17 protein-coding genes and 1 pseudogene are annotated in these 18,776 nt (G+C 70.2%); 16 read left to right on the forward strand and 2 right to left on the reverse strand.

The features are described 5' to 3' along the window. Positions 1–57: 57 nt before the first annotated feature. The 4 genes from Voc01_RS49150 (at position 58) to Voc01_RS49165 (ending at position 2,529) form a co-directional block, all read left to right on the forward strand. Entirely contained in the window at positions 58–381 is a 324-nt protein-coding gene (locus tag Voc01_RS49150; RefSeq protein WP_203934703.1) for an ArsR/SmtB family transcription factor, read from the forward strand. Next, positions 378–845 carry an SRPBCC family protein gene (locus tag Voc01_RS49155; protein WP_203934704.1) on the forward strand — a complete coding sequence of 156 codons (468 nt, stop codon included), beginning with the start codon at positions 378–380 and terminating at the stop codon, positions 843–845. Before Voc01_RS49150 ends, Voc01_RS49155 begins: the two co-directional genes overlap by 4 nt. Positions 846–1,002: 157 nt before the next feature. Then, positions 1,003–1,461, forward strand: coding sequence for an excalibur calcium-binding domain-containing protein (locus Voc01_RS49160; protein WP_203934705.1), 459 nt, complete (start codon positions 1,003–1,005; stop codon positions 1,459–1,461). A 60-nt stretch (positions 1,462–1,521) separates the two neighbouring features. After that, on the forward strand, positions 1,522–2,529 hold the full coding sequence (locus Voc01_RS49165) for an HNH endonuclease (protein WP_203934706.1): 1,008 nt from the start codon (positions 1,522–1,524) through the stop codon (positions 2,527–2,529). 39 nt (positions 2,530–2,568) lie between these two features. Here Voc01_RS49165 and Voc01_RS49170 read toward each other — a convergent pair whose 3' ends face one another. Continuing rightward, positions 2,569–3,222 (reverse strand): MBL fold metallo-hydrolase, encoded by a 654-nt coding sequence (locus Voc01_RS49170; RefSeq protein ID WP_203934707.1) that lies wholly within the window; start codon positions 3,220–3,222, stop codon positions 2,569–2,571. A gap of 10 nt (positions 3,223–3,232) precedes the next feature. After that, complete coding sequence (locus Voc01_RS49175; protein WP_203934708.1) at positions 3,233–3,937, reverse strand: maleylpyruvate isomerase family mycothiol-dependent enzyme; 705 nt, start codon at positions 3,935–3,937, stop codon at positions 3,233–3,235. Positions 3,938–4,112: 175 nt separating this feature from the next. Here Voc01_RS49175 and rsgA point away from each other — a divergent pair, with 175 nt between their 5' ends. The 12 genes and pseudogenes from rsgA to Voc01_RS49235 all read left to right on the forward strand — a co-directional run bounded on the left by rsgA (position 4,113) and on the right by Voc01_RS49235 (position 18,627). Then, positions 4,113–5,171, forward strand: a complete 1,059-nt coding sequence (rsgA, locus tag Voc01_RS49180; protein WP_203934709.1) for a ribosome small subunit-dependent GTPase A — start codon at positions 4,113–4,115, stop codon at positions 5,169–5,171. Positions 5,172–5,299: 128 nt separating this feature from the next. Then, positions 5,300–8,227, forward strand: a pseudogene (gene uvrA, locus Voc01_RS49185) (excinuclease ABC subunit UvrA); the annotation flags it as partial. Between the two features lie 1,037 nt (positions 8,228–9,264). Further along, on the forward strand, positions 9,265–9,723 hold the full coding sequence (locus Voc01_RS49190; RefSeq protein WP_203934710.1) for a Rieske (2Fe-2S) protein: 459 nt from the start codon (positions 9,265–9,267) through the stop codon (positions 9,721–9,723). A 75-nt stretch (positions 9,724–9,798) separates the two neighbouring features. Then, the gene (gene uvrC, locus Voc01_RS49195) at positions 9,799–11,730 is read left to right on the forward strand and encodes an excinuclease ABC subunit UvrC (RefSeq protein ID WP_203934711.1); all 1,932 of its coding nucleotides are present in this window, start codon (positions 9,799–9,801) and stop codon (positions 11,728–11,730) included. 33 nt (positions 11,731–11,763) lie between these two features. Next, positions 11,764–12,687: an RNase adapter RapZ gene (rapZ, locus tag Voc01_RS49200; RefSeq protein ID WP_203934767.1), complete on the forward strand. Its 924-nt coding sequence runs from the start codon at positions 11,764–11,766 to the stop codon at positions 12,685–12,687. Further along, positions 12,684–13,649, forward strand: a complete 966-nt coding sequence (locus tag Voc01_RS49205; protein WP_203934712.1) for a gluconeogenesis factor YvcK family protein — start codon at positions 12,684–12,686, stop codon at positions 13,647–13,649. Before rapZ ends, Voc01_RS49205 begins: the two co-directional genes overlap by 4 nt. Before the next feature lie 75 nt (positions 13,650–13,724). Further along, positions 13,725–14,714, forward strand: a complete 990-nt coding sequence (whiA, locus tag Voc01_RS49210; RefSeq protein WP_203934713.1) for a DNA-binding protein WhiA — start codon at positions 13,725–13,727, stop codon at positions 14,712–14,714. A 116-nt stretch (positions 14,715–14,830) separates the two neighbouring features. Beyond that, positions 14,831–15,835 (forward strand): type I glyceraldehyde-3-phosphate dehydrogenase, encoded by a 1,005-nt coding sequence (gap, locus tag Voc01_RS49215; protein WP_203934714.1) that lies wholly within the window; start codon positions 14,831–14,833, stop codon positions 15,833–15,835. Beyond that, a complete protein-coding gene (locus tag Voc01_RS49220) occupies positions 15,835–17,040 on the forward strand; it encodes a phosphoglycerate kinase (protein ID WP_203934715.1) in 1,206 nt (401 codons plus the stop codon). Before gap ends, Voc01_RS49220 begins: the two co-directional genes overlap by 1 nt. After that, positions 17,033–17,812 (forward strand): triose-phosphate isomerase, encoded by a 780-nt coding sequence (gene tpiA, locus Voc01_RS49225; protein WP_203934716.1) that lies wholly within the window; start codon positions 17,033–17,035, stop codon positions 17,810–17,812. Before Voc01_RS49220 ends, tpiA begins: the two co-directional genes overlap by 8 nt. A 115-nt stretch (positions 17,813–17,927) precedes the next feature. Beyond that, entirely contained in the window at positions 17,928–18,188 is a 261-nt protein-coding gene (gene secG, locus Voc01_RS49230; protein WP_203934717.1) for a preprotein translocase subunit SecG, read from the forward strand. A gap of 100 nt (positions 18,189–18,288) precedes the next feature. Then, entirely contained in the window at positions 18,289–18,627 is a 339-nt protein-coding gene (locus Voc01_RS49235; RefSeq protein ID WP_203934718.1) for an RNA polymerase-binding protein RbpA, read from the forward strand. Positions 18,628–18,776: the final 149 nt, after the last annotated feature.

Raw genomic sequence — 18,776 nt, forward strand, 5'->3', positions numbered from 1 at the left:
CCGTATCTTGACTCCAGATCTTGACCTGGGGCATCGGTAAGCCGTAACTTACCGTTCGTGGCAACTTACCAAGCGGGCGACGCGTGGGACCTGCTCGGTGACCCCACCAGGCGCGCGATCGTCGAGTGCCTCGCCGACCGGCCACGCGCCGTCGGCGAGCTCGCCGAGGCGTTGCCGATCAGCCGGCCCGCGGTGTCGCAGCATCTGAAGGTGCTCAAGGAGGCGGGGCTGGTCTCCGACCGGGCCGCCGGCACGCGGCGCGTCTACCGGCTCAACCCCGCCGGGGTGGCCGCGTTGCGGGACCAGCTGGAGACGTTCTGGAACCGCGCGCTCGACGGCTATGTCAAGGCCGTCGAGAACGAGCCTCGGGAGGACCGATGACAGCGGACACGGTGATACGCCGGCAGGTGGTCGTGCAGGTGCCGGTGGAGGCGGCGTTCGACGCGTTTACCAAGCGGTTCGGGGACTTCAAGCCACGCGAGCACACCCTCCTCGCGTCCCCCGTGGTGGAGACCGTGTTCGAGCCGAAGGTCGGCGGTCACATCGTCGACCGGGGCGAGGACGGCAGCGAGTGCCGGTGGGCGCGCGTCCTCGTGTACGAACCTCCGAACCGGGTGGTGTTCAGCTGGGACATCGATCCCGAGTGGCAGATCGAGACCGAGCCGGAGAACACCAGCGAGGTCGAGGTGAGGTTCGTGGAAGAGGCACCGGGACGCACGCGGGTCGAGCTCGAACACCGCCACCTCGACCGCCACGGCCCCGGCTGGCAGGCCATGCGCAACGGCGTCGCCGCCGATGACGGATGGCCGCTGTACCTAGACAACTTCGTCGCCGTCCTCGGCTGATCGGCATCGCCGCTCCGGACCCACCGCCCGACCCGCGCCCCTGGACCCGCCGCCGGGCCCAGGGGCGCGTGACCACTGTTCCTGAATACGCTGGCCGTTCGGACATTCCCGCCGCGGAAGACAACGCGGGCGGGTCCGGCGGGTCTACCGTCCCGTCGTGACTTACCCGCCGCCGCCACCACCCCCACGCCGGCCGCCGTCGAAGTATCTCGCTCTGTGGATCTCGTTGCCGATCTTCGCGTTGTTCGCCCTGTGCATCGGCATCGGCGCCGCCCTCGAAGACGACGAGGAACCGGCCGGCACCCCGCAGCCGGTCGCCAGCATCGGCAGCCCGACCCCCGCCGCCCCACCGACGACCACCCCTCCCGCGGTCGCCGACCCGACCACCGCGGCCCCGGCGACGACGAGCCCACCCGCGACCAGAACCACCACAACCACCACCCGCCCGGCCGCCCCACCTACCACCCGCACGACGACCACGAAGCCGCCGAGTTCGGTGTATTACAAGAACTGCGCGGCGGCGAAGGCCGCGGGTGCCGCCCCGCTGTACCGCGGCGAGCCCGGCTACCGGTCGGAACTCGACGGCGACAACGACGGCGTCGCCTGCGAGACGTGACACCGGCGCGCCGCGTGCCGTCGGATCCCCACGTCCGCCCGTGTGCTGAATACTGGACGCGTGCTCACGCCTCGTGACTACCTGGAGTTGTCACCGGCTGCCGCCCGCTCCCAGTGGTCGTCCATCCTGGAGCGGACTTTGGTGACGCAGGGGCGGCAGGTCGACTTCACTCCCGTCGAGACGTTGCTCTGCCTCGCCGCGAGTCTCGTGGTGAACCACCGCAGGTTCGGGGGCGGCACCAGCCACCTGGCGCCGGCGCCGGTGCCCGCGCTCGCCGTGCTGTTCCGGCGCCGGAACAGCAGCATTCTGGCGAAGATGGCGAACCTCGACGGCAGCCGCCGTAACGGCGCGCGGCACGAGGTGGAGGTGGCGGCGCGCCTTCTCGGGGAGCCGGCCGAGCTCGCGCTGCGGTATCGGCTCATCCTCCAAGCGGCACGTGACAGCGGGATCCAGGCCGCCGACCTGCCCGACTTCCTCGACCTCGAAGGCAGCGACGCCGAGGTGCTGCTGCTCGGGCAGGAGGAGCTACCGGAGTCCGACGTCGAGGCGGCCGTACAGGACGCGAGCGAGCGGTGGCTGCGGGAACGCGCGGACCTTGACGAGCTGATCACGGAGCGCCTGCTCGTCGCAACCGCCCGGATCGGTCAGCACCGGTTCGCGCACGAGGTCTTGCACAATCACCGGCATCGCTGCGTGTTCTGCGGGTTGAGTGTTCGGTCGGCGGGGGAGAGAGCGCCGCGCATGCTGGTCGCGAGTCACATCAAACCGTGGCGCGTGTGCACCCCGACGGAACGTCTCGACGTCCGCAACGGTCTGACAGCGTGCCCCACCCACGATGTGGCGTTCGACACCGGCCTCATGACCGTCAACGGTGGCCTGCGAATCCACATCGCCCCGGATGTTCTCCACTCCGTTGGCCAGAGCCCCGCGATGCGTGCGGTCTTCGGCCGCCCACCTCTCGACGAGCGCCTCCTGATCCCGGACGGGGCGAGCAAGCCGCACGCCGCATACCTCCGCTGGCACCACGAGAACGTCTACCGGTCGGAACTGCCGGCGACGTCCCGGTGAACCCGCGACGCACCCGCAACGCCCGTCCGGGCCGTGCGGTCACCAGCCGCGGGCGCGCCATTCCGGGAGGGACGGCCGCTCCGCGCCCAGCGTCGAGTCCTTGCCGTGGCCCGGGTAGAACCACGTCTCGTCCGGCAGTTGCCCGAACACCTTCCGCTCGACGTCGTCGATCAGGGAGGCGAAGTTCTCCTTGGAGCCGAACGTGTTCCCCACCCCACCGGGGAACAGCGAGTCGCCCGTGAACAGGTGCGGCGTGCCCGACGGGTCGCGGTACAGCAGACAGATCGAGCCCGGCGTGTGACCCACCAGGTGGATCACCTCGAGTGCCACGTCGCCCACGCGTACCGTGTCGCCGTCCGCGACGGTCTCGTCGACGTCGGGGATGCCGTCGGCGTCGGCGGCGTGGGACACCGACGTGGCGCCGGTGGCCTTGAGGACGGCGAGCAGGGCCTGCCAGTGGTCGCCGTGCTGGTGGGTGGTGACCACAGTGGACAGTCCGGCGTCGCCGACCAGGTCGAGCAGGGTCGGCGCGTCGTTGGCGGCGTCGATCAGCAGCTGGGCGCCGGTCTGCTTGCAGCGCAACAGATAGGCGTTGTTGTCCATCGGGCCGACCGACACCTTCGTGATGGTCAGGGCGGCGAGGTCGCGAACGTCGGCGGGTCCGCCGGGGGTGACCGCTCCGGTGTATGTCACGTCAGCCTCCTCATTTCCACGTGGGTACCGCGGGGAGCTGGCCCGCGGGTTCGGTGCGCAGCGCGTCACCCGTCGATCGTCCGATCAACCACGCCAGAATGGCGCGCGCCGGCCCGCGGACGGTGATCGGCGCGGGCGCCGCGCCGATCGTCGTGTCAAAGGCGAGATCGTCGGCGGACGCGGTGAGCCCGCCGCTCCAGCCGGCCAGATCGGCGGTGACCTGGCGGAGCAGGTGCAGGGTGAACGCCTCGGGCCAGTCGGCGGGGCGGTAGCTGGCGTTGAGGTCGACGTGGTGCACCTCGAGCTCGCACCAGCGGCTCCACACCACCTGTTGCGGCGTCATCGTCCGGCCGGAGCGGTGCCGGACCTCCGCGCCCCAGGCGGCCGGCGTCATCGCGTCGACGGCTTCGACGAGACGGGCGGCGGACCGCTCCAGGTCCTCGAGCTGCTCGGGGAGGGCGCGACCGGCGCCGGCCCCGATGTCGGCCTCGCGGCTCTCCGGGGAGGCGTACATCGGCGTCTCGACGCCGGTGCGGGCCCACGTGAGCAGGTTCACGCAGCCGTCGGCGTTGCGGGCGAGGTGGGTGAGCACGTGGCCCCGCGTCCAGCCGGGAAGGAGCGACGGCGCAACGACATCGAGCTCGCGGGCGGTGGCGAGCAGCCGCTCGTCGGACCGGGCCACCTCGGCGGCGAGGAGCAGCGGATCGGTGGTCACGCCTCGAACCTAGCGGATATTCGGTTTCGCAGGGTGGCGCCCGGTGCCTAACGTCGTCGCAACAGGGCTGGCCAGCCATTGGCAACACCGGGGGAGGAGGGTGCTTCAACATGCGTAACTGTCACGGGGTCACCGCCTCCAGCCGGCGCTGACCTCCCTCCCCTAAGGACCTCCGATGAGAGTCGACCTGTCGTCCCTTGGCTGGGACGACGGCTTCAAAGCCGCATACTCACCGTTCAACCGACCCGACCAATACCCGGCCCGGGTCACCCGGGTCGACCGTGGCGTGTGTTCGGCGTTGACGGCCCATGGTCCCGTCCGGGCGAGCCTCGGCGGGTCCGTGCTCGACCGGGCCGCCTCCGACCCGTCCGCTTTCCCCTGCGCCGGCGACTGGGTGGCGGTCCGCGAGTGGCCCGACGACCGCGTCACGATCGAGGCGGTGCTGGCCCGCCGCACGGCCGTGGTGCGCGCGACCGTCGCCAATGACTCCGGTGGGCAGGTGCTCGCCGCGAACCTCGATACCGCGGCCGTGGTCGAGCCGCTCGACCCCGATCCCGACCTCGGCCGCGTCGAAAGGCTGCTCGCGTTGGCGTACGCCTGCGGCGCGTCCCCTCTGATCATTCTCACGAAGGCCGACCTCCTGCGTGACCCGGCGGCGGTCGCGGCGTCGGTGGGCCTGGCCGCGCCGGGCGTTCCGGTGATCACCGTGAGTACACGAACCGGCGCGGGGCTCGACCTGCTGGCTCCCCACGTGCGGCCGGGCCGCACGTTGGGGCTGCTGGGTCCGTCGGGCGCGGGCAAGTCGAGCCTGGTCAATGCCATCGTCGGCACGACCGTCATGGGGACGCAGGAGCAGCGCGCCGATGGCCGCGGGCGCCACACGACCACGTTCCGGGCCCTCGTCTGCGTGCCCGGCGGGGGAGCGGTGCTCGACACGCCCGGTCTGCGCCAGATCGGCTTGTTCGACGCGGCCGACGGGCTCGACGGCGCGTTCGACGACATCACCGCGTTGGCGGAACAGTGCCGCTTCAAACGGTGTTCACACGAACACGAACCGGGGTGTGCCGTGCTGGCGGCGGTGGAGTCGGGGGCGCTGGCGCCGCGGCGGTTGGCCAGTTGGCGCAAGCTGAAACGTGAGTTGTCCTTCGCGACGCGGCGGCGTGAGGCGCGGGTCACGAAGGCGGAGCTGTTCCGGCACCGACGCAGCGAGCAGAGGAGGCGCGCAAGACCGTAAGGTTGGTTGAGGGGGCTCGCACACCCGTTCGGGGCCGAGCTATTTCGCTGGGTCAGCGTTTTTGTCATAGGGCCTCGCTACAGTGGCCCCGCTGATACCCGACCTCAACTCCAGTTACAGAGGGTGACGTGGCCGACCAACTGATCATCCGGGGCGCGCGCGAGCACAACTTGCGTGACGTCAGCCTTGACCTGCCCCGCGACGCGATGATCGTGTTCACCGGGCTGTCCGGCTCGGGCAAGTCCAGCCTCGCGTTCGACACGATCTTCGCGGAGGGTCAGCGGCGGTACGTCGAGTCGCTGTCGTCGTACGCCCGGCAGTTCCTCGGACAGATGGACAAGCCCGACGTCGACTTCATCGAGGGCCTGTCCCCGGCGGTGTCGATCGACCAGAAGTCCACCTCCCGTAACCCCCGGTCGACGGTCGGCACGATCACCGAGGTCTACGACTACCTCCGTCTGCTGTTCGCCCGGGTGGGTGAACCGCACTGTCCGGTCTGCGGCGAGTCGATCTCGCGGCAGACGCCGCAGCAGATCGTCGACCGGGTGCTGGCGATGGCCGAGGGCACCCGGTTCCAGGTGCTGGCGCCGGTGGTGCGCGGCCGCAAGGGCGAGTACCTCGACCTGTTCGCCGACCTGCAGTCCAAGGGCTACGCCCGGGCCCGGGTCGACGGCGTCGTCCACCCGCTCACCGACGTGCCGAAGCTGAAGAAGCAGGAGAAGCACACCGTCGAGGTCGTGGTCGACCGGCTCACGGTGAAGCCGTCGGGCAAGCAGCGCCTCACCGACTCCATCGAGTCGGCGCTGGGCCTGGCGAACGGCATCGTGGTGCTCGACTTCGTCGACCTCCCGGAGGACGACCCCGACCGCGAGCGCAAGTTCTCCGAGCACCTGGCGTGCCCCAACGACCACCCGCTGGCGATCGAGGACCTCGAGCCGCGGTCGTTCTCGTTCAACTCGCCGTACGGCGCCTGCCCCGAGTGCACCGGTATCGGCACGAAGAAGGAGGTCGACCCCGAGCTCATCGTGCCCGACCCGGAGCGCACGCTGCGCGAGGGCGCGATCGCGCCGTGGGCCACCGGCACCACGCTCGAGTACTTCCTGCGGCTGTTGGAGGCGCTCGGCAACGACGAGGGCTTCAGCCTCGACACCCCGTGGCGCGCGCTGTCGTCCCGTGCCCAGAAGTCGATCATGCATGGTGCGGAGGACCAGGTCCACGTCCGCTACCGCAACAAGTACGGTCGCGAGCGGTCCTACTACACCGGCTTCGAGGGCGTGGTGCAGTGGATCGAGCGGCGGCACAACGACACCGACAGCGACTGGTCGCGCGAGAAGTACGAGGGCTACATGCGCGACGTCCCGTGCCCCCGCTGCGGCGGCACGCGACTCAAGCCCGAGGTGCTCGCGGTCACCATCGACGGCCGCAACATCGCCGAGGTGTGCGCCCTGTCGGTGGGCGAGTGCGCCGACCTGCTCGGTGCGATGACGCTCACCGCCCGCCAGAAGCTGATCGCCGAGCGGGTGCTCAAGGAGATCAACGCCCGCCTGCGGTTCCTCGTCGACGTCGGCCTCGACTACCTGTCGCTGAACCGGGCCGCCGGCACGCTGTCCGGCGGCGAGGCGCAGCGCATCCGGCTGGCCACCCAGATCGGGTCCGGCCTGGTCGGTGTGCTCTACGTGCTCGACGAGCCCAGCATCGGGCTGCACCAGCGCGACAACCACCGCCTCATCGAGACCCTGCTGCGGCTGCGCAAGCTCGGCAACACGCTCATCGTGGTGGAGCACGACGAAGACACCATCCGCACCGCCGACTGGGTGGTCGACATCGGCCCCGGCGCCGGCGAGCACGGTGGCGAGATCGTGCACAGCGGCCCGGTCGACGGGCTGCTCACCAACGAGAAGTCGATGACCGGCATGTATCTCAGCGGCCGCCGGGGCATCGCCACGCCCGAGGTGCGCCGGCCGGCGACCCCCGGTCGCGAGATCACCGTGCACGGCGCGCGCGAGCACAACCTGAAGAACCTCACGGTGCCGTTCCCGCTGGGGCAGTTCGTCGCGGTCACGGGCGTGTCCGGCTCCGGCAAGTCGACGCTGGTCAACGACATCCTGTACCAGGTGCTCGCGAACCAGATCAACGGCGCGCGGCTGGTGCCCGGGCGGCACCTGCGGGTCAGCGGGCTCGACCAGGTCGACAAGGTGGTCGGCGTCGACCAGTCCCCGATCGGCCGCACGCCGCGGTCGAACCCGGCCACGTACACCGGCGTGTTCGACAACGTCCGCAAGCTGTTCGCCGAGACCACCGAGGCCAAGGTCCGCGGCTACGGTCCCGGCCGGTTCTCGTTCAACGTCAAGGGTGGACGCTGCGAGGCGTGCGCCGGCGACGGCACGATCAAGATCGAGATGAACTTCCTCCCGGACGTGTATGTGCCCTGCGAGGTCTGCAAGGGCGCCCGGTACAACCGCGAGACGCTCGAGGTCCACTACAAGGGCCGCACGATCGCCGAGATCCTCGACATGCCGATCGAGGAGGCCGAGCAGTTCTTCACGGCGATCCCCGCGATCCACCGGCACCTGAAGACCCTGGTCGACGTCGGCCTCGGGTACGTGCGGCTGGGCCAGCCCGCGCCCACCCTCAGCGGTGGCGAGGCCCAGCGCGTGAAGCTGGCCTCCGAGCTGCAGAAGCGCTCGACCGGCCGCACGATCTACGTGCTCGACGAGCCCACCACCGGCCTGCACTTCGAAGACATCCGCAAGCTGCTGGCGGTGCTGCACAGCCTGGTGGACAAGGGCAACACGGTGATCGTCATCGAGCACAACCTCGACGTGATCAAGACCGCCGACTGGGTCATCGAGATGGGTCCCGAGGGCGGCCACAAGGGCGGCACGGTCGTCGGCATCGGCACGCCCGAGGAGATCGCCAACATAGCCGAGAGCGCCACCGGTGACTTCCTCCGCCCGATCCTCGGCGAGTCCCCGGTAGCGGGCGGCGGCCCCGCCACGGCCAGGGCCCGCCGGGCCAACGGCAACGGCGGTTCGACCGGCAACGGCAGCCGGGCAACCGGCACCCGCGCCAACGGCACCGCAGCCAACGGCACGGCCGCGCGCGCCAACGGCACCGCAGCCAACGGCACTGCCGCGCGTGCCAACGGCAGCCCGACGGCGGCCACAAAGGCGGCTACAAAGGCGGCCAAATCCGTCCCCGCGAAGACCTCCCCGGCGAAGACCTCCCCGGCGAAGACCTCCCCGGCAGAGGCCGTCCCCGCGAAGGCGGCTCCCGCGAAGGCCAACGGGGTGGCGACATCGACGCGTGCGGCCAAGTCCACGACCCCCACGAAGGCGGCCACCAAGACGACGGGCGCGGCGAAGGCCACGGCTACGGCGAGGTCGACCGCCGCGAAGAAGGCCCCCGCCAAGCGCACCCGCGGCTGACCCGGCCCCGCTGACCCGGCCCCGCTGACCCGGCCCCGCTGACCCGGCCCGGCCCGGCTGATCCTGCTGGGTCGGGTCTGCTGGGTCGGGTCTGCTGGGTCGGGTTGGCCCGCTCGGGTTGGCCCGCTCGGGTCGGCCCGCCCAGTCCGTCGCCCGCCCGCCTGGTCAGGGCCGCCTAGTCCGGGCCGCCTGGTCAGGGCTGCCCCGCCCGTCGGCCCGCCCCTGGCCCGTCCGGTCCACCTCGCCCCGGTGCCCCGCGCCCCCAGCCACCTCCCCACCGCTCGCCCCGCCATTCCGCGCCGATCTTGCAGTTGTGGCCACCCTTTCCTCCCGGTTCGTGGGGCTTTGTCAGGGGCCACAACTGCAAGATCGACGGGGGTACGGGCGGCGGGAGGGCGGCGGAGGGCGGCGGGAGCGCGGCGGGAGGGCGTGGGTATTAACCGGGGCTTAGGGTTCTCGCAGCGTGCCGATAGGGGTTCGGCGACCAGCCTTGATCTCCACGGCAGCCACACCGTTGGTAGTCGACCGTGGAGTCTTCTGGGGCGGTTTACACAGGTTCCTACCAGGGTCCGGTAACCAACTCGTGATCTCCATTTCTGAACACTTGCTGAGTCAACAACGTATGTACTGGAGATCGGAACATTGGAACACCGTGAGGAGCGAAGATGACCGAGACGACCCGACGCACCGTGATCGCGGGCGCCGCTGGCCTATCGGCGACAGTTGCGCTGACGGCGTGCGGCGACGACACCGCCGACACCGACACGGGTGACGCCGCGGGGCAGCCCGCCGATCAGGCGACCCCGACCGGCACGTCCACCGCCAACGGTGGTGCCGCGGCCGGGCTGGCCGCCCTCGCCGACATCCCGGTGAACGGTGGGAAGATCTTCGCGGCCGAGAAGGTCGTGGTCACGCAGCCGACGGCCGGTGAGGTGAAGGCGTTCTCGACGACCTGCACCCACCAGGGGTGCGCGGTCTCCAAGGTGGAGAACGGTCTCATCGTCTGCCCCTGCCACGACAGCAAGTTCAAGATCTCCGATGGGACGCCGACCGGCGGTCCGGCCACCAAGCCGTTGCAGAGCAAGTCGGTCAAGGTCGAGGGCGGGCAGATCGTCCTCAGCTGAGCATCCGCGCGGTGGCGGGTTCCTCCGGGAGCCCGCCGCCGCGTTTTGACGTACCCCCGGACTAATCTCGAACACGTGCCCGACCCGTCCACCTACCGTCCGCCGACAGGCTCGATTCCCGAAGAGCCCGGCGTCTACCGGTTCCGCGATCCGTCCGGGCGGGTCATCTACGTCGGTAAGGCGCGCAGCCTCCGCCAGCGGCTGAACTCCTACTTCGCCGACACCTGGTCGATGCATCCGCGTACCCAGCAGATGGTCACCACGGCGGCCGCGGTCGACTGGGTCACGGTCAACACCGAGGTCGAGGCGCTGCAGCTCGAGTACGCCTGGATCAAGGAGTACGACCCGCGGTTCAACGTCCGGTACCGCGACGACAAGAGCTACCCCTACCTCGCCGTCACGCTCGACGAGGAGTACCCGCGGCTGCAGGTGATGCGCGGCGAGAAGCGCAAGGGCGTCCGGTACTTCGGTCCCTACTCCCACGCCTGGGCGATCCGCGAGACGCTCGACCTGCTGCTGCGCATCTTCCCGGCCCGCACGTGCTCGAAGGGCGTGTTCAAGAGCGCCCGCATCTCCGGGCGGCCGTGCCTGCTCGGGTACATCGGCAAGTGCTCGGCGCCGTGCGTCGGCCGGGTCACGCAGGACGAGCACCGTCAGATCGCCCTCGACTTCTGCGACTTCATGGCCGGCCGCACCGACACCATGGTCAAGCGGCTGACCAAGGAGATGAACGAGGCCTCCGAGGAGCTGGAGTTCGAGAAGGCCGCCCGCCTCCGCGACGACCTCGCGGCGATCCGGCGGGCGATGGAGAAGCAGGCGATCGTCTTCAGCGACGGCACCGACGCCGACGTGGTGGCGTTCGCCGACGATCCGCTCGAGGCGGCCGTGCAGGTGTTCACCGTGCGCGACGGTCGGGTGCGCGGCCAGCGCGGCTGGGTGGTCGAGAAGACCGAGGACCTCACGCCCGGCGACCTGGTGCACCACTTCGCGAGCCAGGTCTACGGCGGCGAGAACGGGGAGACCGACATCCCGCGTGAGCTGCTGGTACCCGAGCTGCCCACCGACGTCGACGCGCTGGCCGACTGGCTGTCCCAGCGGCGGGGCAGCCGGGTCACGATCCGGGTGCCGCAGCGCGGCGACAAGAAGGCGCTCGCCGAAACGGTGAAGCGCAACGCGGAGCAGGCGCTCGTGCAGCACAAGCTGCGCCGGTCCGGTGATCTCTCCGCCCGGAGCAAGGCGCTCGACGAGATCGCCGACGCGCTGGCGCTGGAGACGGCGCCGCTGCGGGTCGAGTGCTACGACGTGAGCCAGATCCAGGGCACCGACGTGGTGGCGAGCATGGTCGTCTTCGAAGACGGCCTGCCCCGCAAGAGCGAGTACCGCCGGTTCGCGATCACCGGCGCCACCGACGACGTGTCGGCGATCTCCGAGGTCCTCAGGCGGCGGTTCGCGCGGTTCAAGACCGAGACCGCCGACGCCACCGCCCAGCCGCTCGACCCGGAGACCGGCCGGCCCCGCAAGTTCGTCTACCCGCCCCAGCTGGTGGTGGTCGACGGCGGTGCGCCGCAGGTCAACGCCGCCGGGCAGGTGCTCTCCGGGATGGGCATCACCGATGTCGCGGTGTGCGGCCTCGCCAAGCGGCTCGAGGAGGTGTGGCTCCCGGCCGAGGAGTTCCCGGTGATCCTGCCGCGCCAGTCGGAGGGGCTGTACCTGCTGCAACGGGTCCGCGACGAGGCGCACCGGTTCGCGATCACCTACCACCGGCAGAAGCGCTCCAAGCGGATGATCACGTCGTCGCTCGACGAGGTGCCCGGGCTGGGCGAGGTGCGGCGCAAGGCGCTGCTCAAGAAGTTCGGTTCGCTGAAAAGACTCAAAGCGGCCACCGTCGAGGAGATCGTGGAAGTGCCGGGTATCGGCCGTCGGACGGCGGAGGCGATCCTCGGTGCTCTCAACGCCGAAGGTGGGAGTACTCCCAACGGCAACGGATCTGTCAAACAAGGCGCCTAGGATCGTCGCGTGGTGAGTGATACCAGCGAGGCGTTGGTAAGCGAGCAGGAACAGCCAGTCGACCAGCCGGCCGGGCCGACGGCGGAACCCGACCGGGCCGACACCGATCTCGTGATCGTCACCGGCCTGTCCGGTGGCGGCCGCAGCACGGTGGCCCGTGCGTTGGAGAACGTCGGCTACTACGTGGTCGACAACCTGCCGCAGACGTTGCTGATCGAGATGGCCGAGCTCGCCTACGCGGCCGGTGGCACGGCGCGCAAGACCGCCATGGTCCTCGACGTGCGCAGCCGGGCCTTCTCCACCGACCTCACCGGTGCGGTGAAGGCGTTGCGCGACCGGGGCTTCCACCCGCGGATCGTGTTCGTCGACGCCGAGGACAAGGCGCTGATCCGCCGGTTCGAGAGCGTGCGGCGGGCTCACCCGCTGCAGGGCGACGGACGGCTCTCCGACGGCATCGCCGCCGAGCGCGACCTGCTGCTCGACGCGCGTGAGCAGGCCGACGTGCTGATCGACACCACCCACCTGAACGTGAATCAGCTTCGCTCCCGGGTCGAGGAGATGTTCGCGGGCGAGGACGCGCGGCGGTTGAAGGTCACCGCGCTGTCCTTCGGTTTCAAGTACGGCCTGCCGCCCGACGCCGACTTCGTGCTCGACGCGCGCTTCCTCCCCAACCCGTACTGGGTCCCGGAGCTCAAGGAGCTGACCGGGCGCGACGAGGACGTCAGCAAGTACGTGCTGGGTCAGCACGGTGCGCGCAGCTTCGTCGAGACCTACGCCCGGCTCATCAACGCCACCGCGCCCGGCTTCGAACGCGAGGGCAAGCGGTACCTCACCGTCGCCGTTGGGTGTACGGGCGGCAAACACCGTAGTGTCGCCATCGTGGAGGAACTGGCGCGCCGCCTGCGCGAGGTCCGGCTGAGCGCCACGGCGCAGCACCGCGATCTGGGGCGTGAATGACGAAGATCGTCGCATTCGGTGGTGGTCACGGGCTCGCAGCGTCGCTGCGGGCCCTCCGCGCGTTGCAGCGGAAAAAGCGAGAAGACCTCGATATCACCGCCGTCGTCACCGTCGGCGACGACGGCGGTTCGAGTGGACGCCTGCGCGCTGACCGCGGAATCGTGCCGCCCGGCGACATCCGGCAGGCGCTGGCGGCCCTGGCCGACGAGAACGACCCGGCCGCCGGACAGACCGTGGCGCTGCTGCAGCACCGGTTCGCCGGGTCCGACCCGCTCACCGGTCATCCGGTCGGGAACCTGATGCTGTGCGGACTGATGGAGCTGCTCGGCGACCCGGTGCAGGCGATCGACCACGTCGCCGCCATGGTCGGTGCGACCGGCCGGGTGCTGCCGATGTCGTGCGACCCGGTGTGGATCGAGGCCGACGTCAGCGGTGCCGACGGGGTGGAGACCACCGTCCGCGGCCAGCACAACGTCGCGGTCGCGAAGGGGGTCGTGCGCACCCTGCGGCTGAACCCGTCTAGGCCGGCGCCGTGCGCGGAGGCGGTCGCCGCCACCAAGGCGGCCGACTGGCTGATCTTCGGGCCCGGGTCCTGGTACACCAGCGTGATCCCGCACCTGCTGGTCCCCGAACTGGCCGACGCGATCGCGCACAGCGCGGCGCGGCGCCTGATCACGTTGAATCTCGCGGTGGAGCAGGAGACGTCGGGGCTGTCGCTGCCCGATCACCTGGCGGCGCTCACCCGTTACCTACCGGGCCTGCGAGTCGATGTAGTTCTTGCCGACGGGAACGCGATCGGCGCCCCCGAGCCGGTGCGTCGTGCGGCAGAATCGCTGGGTGCCGAACTGGTGCTCGCGCCGGTCGCCGTTCGCGGCGCCACGACCCGTCACGACCCGGTCGCTCTGGCGGCCGCACTGGAGCCCATTCTGAGTGCCGAGCGTTGGAGCCCCCCGAGCGCGTAGTCTTTCCGCGGTCGCCCCACCCGGCGACAGGCCAACGGTTTCAGTCCGTCGAAGACTTTCCGAGGTGAGATCACGATGGCGATGACCGCCGAGGTCAAGGAAGAGCTAGCTCTGGTCGATGTGGCCAAGCCGTGCTGCCGGCGGGCGGAGATGGCCGCGCTGCTGCGGTTCGCCGGTGGCCTGCACATCGTGTCGGGCCGGGTGGTCGTCGAGGCCGAGCTCGACGCGAACAAGACCGCGCGGCGGCTGCTGCGCGAGATCTCCGACGTCTACGGGTACCAGTGCGAGACGCACGTGCTCGCGTCCGGCGGGCTGCGCAAGGGCAGCCACTTCATCGTCCGCGTGGTGAAGGACGGCGAGGCGCTGGCGCGGCAGACCGGTCTCCTCGACGTGCGTGGCCGTCCGGTGCGCGGGCTGCCGCCGCACGTGGTCGCCGCGAACGTGTGCTGCGCGGTGGCCGCGTGGCGTGGCGCGTTCCTCGCGCACGGTTCGCTCACCGAGCCGGGCCGCTCGTGCGCGATGGAGATCACATGCCCGGGGCCGGAGGCCGCGTTGGCGCTGGTCGGGGCCGCTCGCCGCATCGGGCTCACCGCCAAGGCGCGCGAGGTGCGCGGCGTCGACCGCGTCGTGGTCAAGGACGGCGACGCCATCGGTGCGCTGCTCACGCGCCTGGGCGCGCACCAGACGGTCCTCAAGTGGGAGGAGCGTCGTGTGCGCCGCGAGGTCCGCGCGACGGCCAACCGGCTCGCGAACTTCGACGACGCCAACCTGCGCCGGTCCGCGCGCGCCGCGGTGGCCGCGGCCGCGCGCGTGTCGCGGGCGTTGGAAATTCTGGGGGACGCCGCGCCGCAGCACCTGATCGGTGCGGGTCGCCTGCGTCTGGAGCATCGGCAGGCGTCACTGGAGGAGCTGGGCGCCCTGGCCGACCCGCCGCTCACCAAGGACGCGATCGCGGGCCGTATAAGGCGTCTGCTGGCCCTGGCCGACAAGCGCGCCCGTGACCTGGGGATTCCCGACACTGAGTCGGTGGTCACACCCGACATGCTGGTGGAGGAAGTCGTCTAACCCCGGGCATCGCGGTGCCTCGCGCGGGCGATAGTGTTCTAACCGTTACGGCGACGAGGCCGGTCCCTGTCCGGCGCCCGGTAGCGGCGCCAGCGCGACGATGCTAGGAGACGTTCATGACCGTCCGGGTTGGTATCAACGGCTTCGGCCGGATCGGCCGCAACTTCTTCCGGGCTGCCCAGGCGAAGGGCGCCGACATCGAAGTCGTGGCCGTCAACGACCTCACCGACAACGCCACGCTGGCGCACCTGCTCAAGTACGACAGCATCCTGGGCCGGCTCGGCTCGGAGGTGAAGGCCACGGCCGACGACATCACCGTCGGTGGCAAGACCTTCAAGGTGTTCGAGGAGCGCGACCCGGGCAAGCTGCCCTGGGGCGACCTCGGCGCTGACGTGGTGATCGAGTCGACCGGTCTGTTCACCGACGCCAGCAAGGCCAAGGCGCACGTCGCCGGCGGCGCCAAGAAGGTCATCATCTCGGCTCCGGCCAAGGGTGAGGACTTCACCGTCGTGCTCGGCGTCAACGACGACCAGTACGACCCGGCCAAGCACACCATCATCTCGAACGCGAGCTGCACCACGAACTGCCTCGCGCCGATGGCCAAGGCGATCAACGACGCCTTCGGCATCGAGCGTGGTCTCATGACCACGATCCACGCCTACACGCAGGACCAGAACCTGCAGGACGGCCCGCACAAGGATCTGCGCCGCGCCCGCGCCGCCGCCCTGAACGTGGTGCCCACCTCCACCGGTGCCGCGAAGGCGATCGGCCTGGTGCTGCCGGAGCTGAAGGGCAAGCTCGACGGCTTCGCGATGCGCGTGCCGATCCCGACCGGCTCGGCCACCGACCTCACGGTCACGCTGTCGCGCGAGGTCACCGCCGACGAGGTCAACGCCGCGGTCAAGGCCGCCGCGGAGGGCCCGCTGGCCGGCATCCTGAGCTACACCGAGGACCCGATCGTGTCGGCCGACATCGTCACCGACCCGGCGAGCTGCATCTTCGACGCGCCGCTCACCAAGGCCACCGGCAACCTCGTGAAGGTCGTCGGCTGGTACGACAACGAGTGGGGCTACTCGAACCGCCTCGTCGACCTGGTCGTGAAGGTCGGTTCGTCGCTCTGATGAAGACTCTCGACGACCTGCTCACCGAGGGGGTCGAAGGTCGGCGCGTCCTCGTGCGCGCCGACCTGAACGTCCCCTTCGACAAGGAGAAGCCCGGCGTCATCAGTGACGACGGGCGCATCCGCGCGGTGCTGCCGACGATCCAGGCCCTCGTGCGCTCCGGCGCGGCGGTCGTCGTGTGCTCGCACCTGGGCCGCCCGAAGGGCGCGCCGGACCCGAAGTTCAGCCTCGCGCCGGTGGCCGAGCGCTTCGGCGAGCTGCTGGGTTCGCCGGTCGCGTTCGCCGCCGACACCGTCGGGCCGTCGGCACGCTCCACAGTGGACGCGCTGGGCGCCGGCGACGTCGCGCTGCTCGAGAACCTCCGGTTCAACGCGGGGGAGACGAGCAAGGACGAGGCCGAGCGGGCCGAGTTCGCCAAGCAGCTGGCGGCGTTCGGACAGTCCTATGTAGACGATGCGTTCGGCGCGGTGCACCGCAAGCACGCCAGCGTGTACGACGTCGCGAAGCTGCTGCCCGCGTACGCGGGTGGGCTGGTGCTGCGCGAGGTCGAGGTGCTGCGCAAGCTCACCGGCGAGCCGGAGCGCCCGTATGTCGTGGTGCTCGGTGGTTCGAAGGTCTCCGACAAGCTCGCGGTCATCAACGCGCTGCTGCCGAAGGTCGACAAGCTGCTCGTCGGTGGCGGCATGTGCTTCACGTTCCTCAAGGCCCAGGGTCACGAGGTCGGGAAGTCGCTGCTCGAGGACGACATGGTCGACACGTGTCGGAAGCTGCTCGACGAGGCCGGCGACAAGCTGGTGCTGCCCGTCGACGTGGTGGCGGCCACCGCCTTCGCGGCCGACGCCGACCACGACGTGGTTGCCGCCGACGCGATTCCGGCCGACCGGCTCGGGCTCGACATCGGCCCGGAGTCGACGAAGCAGTTCGCCGAGGCGTTGAACGGCGCGAAGACCGTCTTCTGGAACGGCCCGATGGGCGTGTTCGAGCTGGCGCCGTTCGCCGCCGGCACGCGCGGCGTGGCCGAGGCGATCACCAGGGTCGACGGGTTCACCGTCGTCGGCGGTGGCGACTCGGCGGCCGCGGTGCGCGCGCTCGGCCTCGACGAGGCGGCGTTCGGGCACATCTCCACCGGCGGCGGTGCGTCGCTGGAGTTCCTCGAGGGCAAGGACCTACCCGGCGTCTCGGCATTGGAGTCCGCGGATGGCTGACAAGTCGCTGCGCCGCCCGCTCATGGCGGGTAACTGGAAGATGAACGGCAACCACCTGGAGGCCATCGGGCTCACCCAGAAGCTGGCGTTCTCGCTCACCGAGAAGCAGCTGACCGACGTCGAGGTGGTGGTGCTGCCGCCGTTCACCGCGATCCGGTCGGTGCAGACGCTGGTCGACGGCGACAAGCTGCTGATCGGCTACGGCGCGCAGGACCTTTCGGTGCACCCGAAGGGCGCCTACACCGGTGAGATTTCCGGCCCGATGCTGGCGAAGCTGGGCTGCACGTACGTGGTGGTCGGCCACTCCGAGCGCCGCCAGTACCACGACGAGGGCGACGACCTGGTCAACGCCAAGGCCCGCGCGGCTCTGGCGAACGAGATCACGCCGATCATCTGCGTGGGCGAGGGTCTCGACATCCGTGAGTCGGGCGAGCACGTGGCCTACACGGTGAACCAGCTCGACGGCGCGTTGGCCAAGTTCAAGGCCGACGACGTCGAGAAGGTCGTCATCGCCTACGAGCCGGTGTGGGCGATCGGCACCGGCAAGACGGCCACGCCGGAGGATGCGCAGGAGGTCATCGGCGCGCTGCGTAACCGGCTGGCCGACAAGTTCGGCAACACGGCCGACCGCGTGCGTATCCTGTACGGCGGTTCGGTGAAGGGCAGCAACGTCGCAGCGATCATGGCCCAGCCCGACATCGACGGTGCCCTGGTCGGCGGCGCCAGCCTCGACCCGAAGGACTTCACGCTGATCTGTCGGTTGGGCGTGTAGAAGAACTCACCCAGGGTGGCCGGGCGAGCCGAACTATCGTCGTCCGGCTATCCTGTGTACGTCGTCCGGCCGATGCTGCCGGCGACGCCGCATGCCAGGAAAGGAACTACTCGCGATGATGGCGTTCGCGTACACGCTGATCGTGCTCCTCGTGCTCACGAGCGTTCTGCTGACAGGGCTCGTGCTCCTGCACCGGGGCAAGGGTGGTGGCCTGTCCAGCATGTTCGGTGGCGGCGTCTCCTCGAGCCTGGCCGGCTCCTCCGTGGCGGAGAAGAACCTCGACCGCTACACGGTCCTTGTCGGCATTATCTGGTTCGCGTGCATTGTCGGTTTGGGCTTGTGGCTGAAGGTTGCCATGGCGACGGGTACGTCGTAAGTACCCCATCTGCGCATAAACTCGTGCGCGGTCCGATGACGGGCCGCGCACGAGTCGCATTTCAGGCAGCGGTCTCAGGCGCAGACCCTGGGAGCAGGCAATGGGCGGTGGCAACGCGATCCGAGGCACCCGGGTGGGTGCCGGCCCGATCCGGTGGACCGAGAGGTCCGAGCAGGTGCCCCGCCGCACGATCCGCTACTTTTGCGCCAACGGGCACAGCACCGACCCATCCTTCGCGGCCGACATCGAGCCCCCGCTGAACTGGGACTGCCCCCACTGCGGCTGGCCCGCCGGCCAGGACGAGGAGAACCCGCCCACCCCACGCCGCGCCGAGCCGTACAAGAGCCACCTCGCGTACGTAAAGGAACGCCGCTCCGAGGCCGACGGCCAAGCCATCCTCGACGAGGCCTTGGCCGCTCTAAGGCAACGCCGCCGCTAACCCCCAGCCACTGACTCCGGCCGCGGGCTGCCCTTGGCTGCGGCTGGCCCTGGCTGCGGCTGACCCTAGCCACCGGCCGCCCGCCGCCTCTGCTCCCTGGCCTGGCCGCGCACCCCTCTTTCCTGCGCCGATCTTGCAGTCATGGCCGC

It is taken from the genome of Virgisporangium ochraceum, from assembly GCF_016863655.1.
Classification (GTDB): domain Bacteria; phylum Actinomycetota; class Actinomycetes; order Mycobacteriales; family Micromonosporaceae; genus Virgisporangium; species Virgisporangium ochraceum.

Coding starts and splice junctions, on each gene's coding strand:
- Voc01_RS49155 (WP_203934704.1), top strand. CDS start 378: ATGACAGCGGACACGGTGATACGCCGGCAGGTGGTCGTGCAGGTGCCG.
- rsgA (WP_203934709.1), top strand. CDS start 4,113: ATGAGAGTCGACCTGTCGTCCCTTGGCTGGGACGACGGCTTCAAAGCC.
- Voc01_RS49190 (WP_203934710.1), top strand. CDS start 9,265: ATGACCGAGACGACCCGACGCACCGTGATCGCGGGCGCCGCTGGCCTA.
- Voc01_RS49205 (WP_203934712.1), top strand. CDS start 12,684: ATGACGAAGATCGTCGCATTCGGTGGTGGTCACGGGCTCGCAGCGTCG.
- whiA (WP_203934713.1), top strand. CDS start 13,725: ATGGCGATGACCGCCGAGGTCAAGGAAGAGCTAGCTCTGGTCGATGTG.
- gap (WP_203934714.1), top strand. CDS start 14,831: ATGACCGTCCGGGTTGGTATCAACGGCTTCGGCCGGATCGGCCGCAAC.
- Voc01_RS49220 (WP_203934715.1), top strand. CDS start 15,835: ATGAAGACTCTCGACGACCTGCTCACCGAGGGGGTCGAAGGTCGGCGC.
- tpiA (WP_203934716.1), top strand. CDS start 17,033: ATGGCTGACAAGTCGCTGCGCCGCCCGCTCATGGCGGGTAACTGGAAG.
- secG (WP_203934717.1), top strand. CDS start 17,928: ATGATGGCGTTCGCGTACACGCTGATCGTGCTCCTCGTGCTCACGAGC.
- Voc01_RS49235 (WP_203934718.1), top strand. CDS start 18,289: ATGGGCGGTGGCAACGCGATCCGAGGCACCCGGGTGGGTGCCGGCCCG.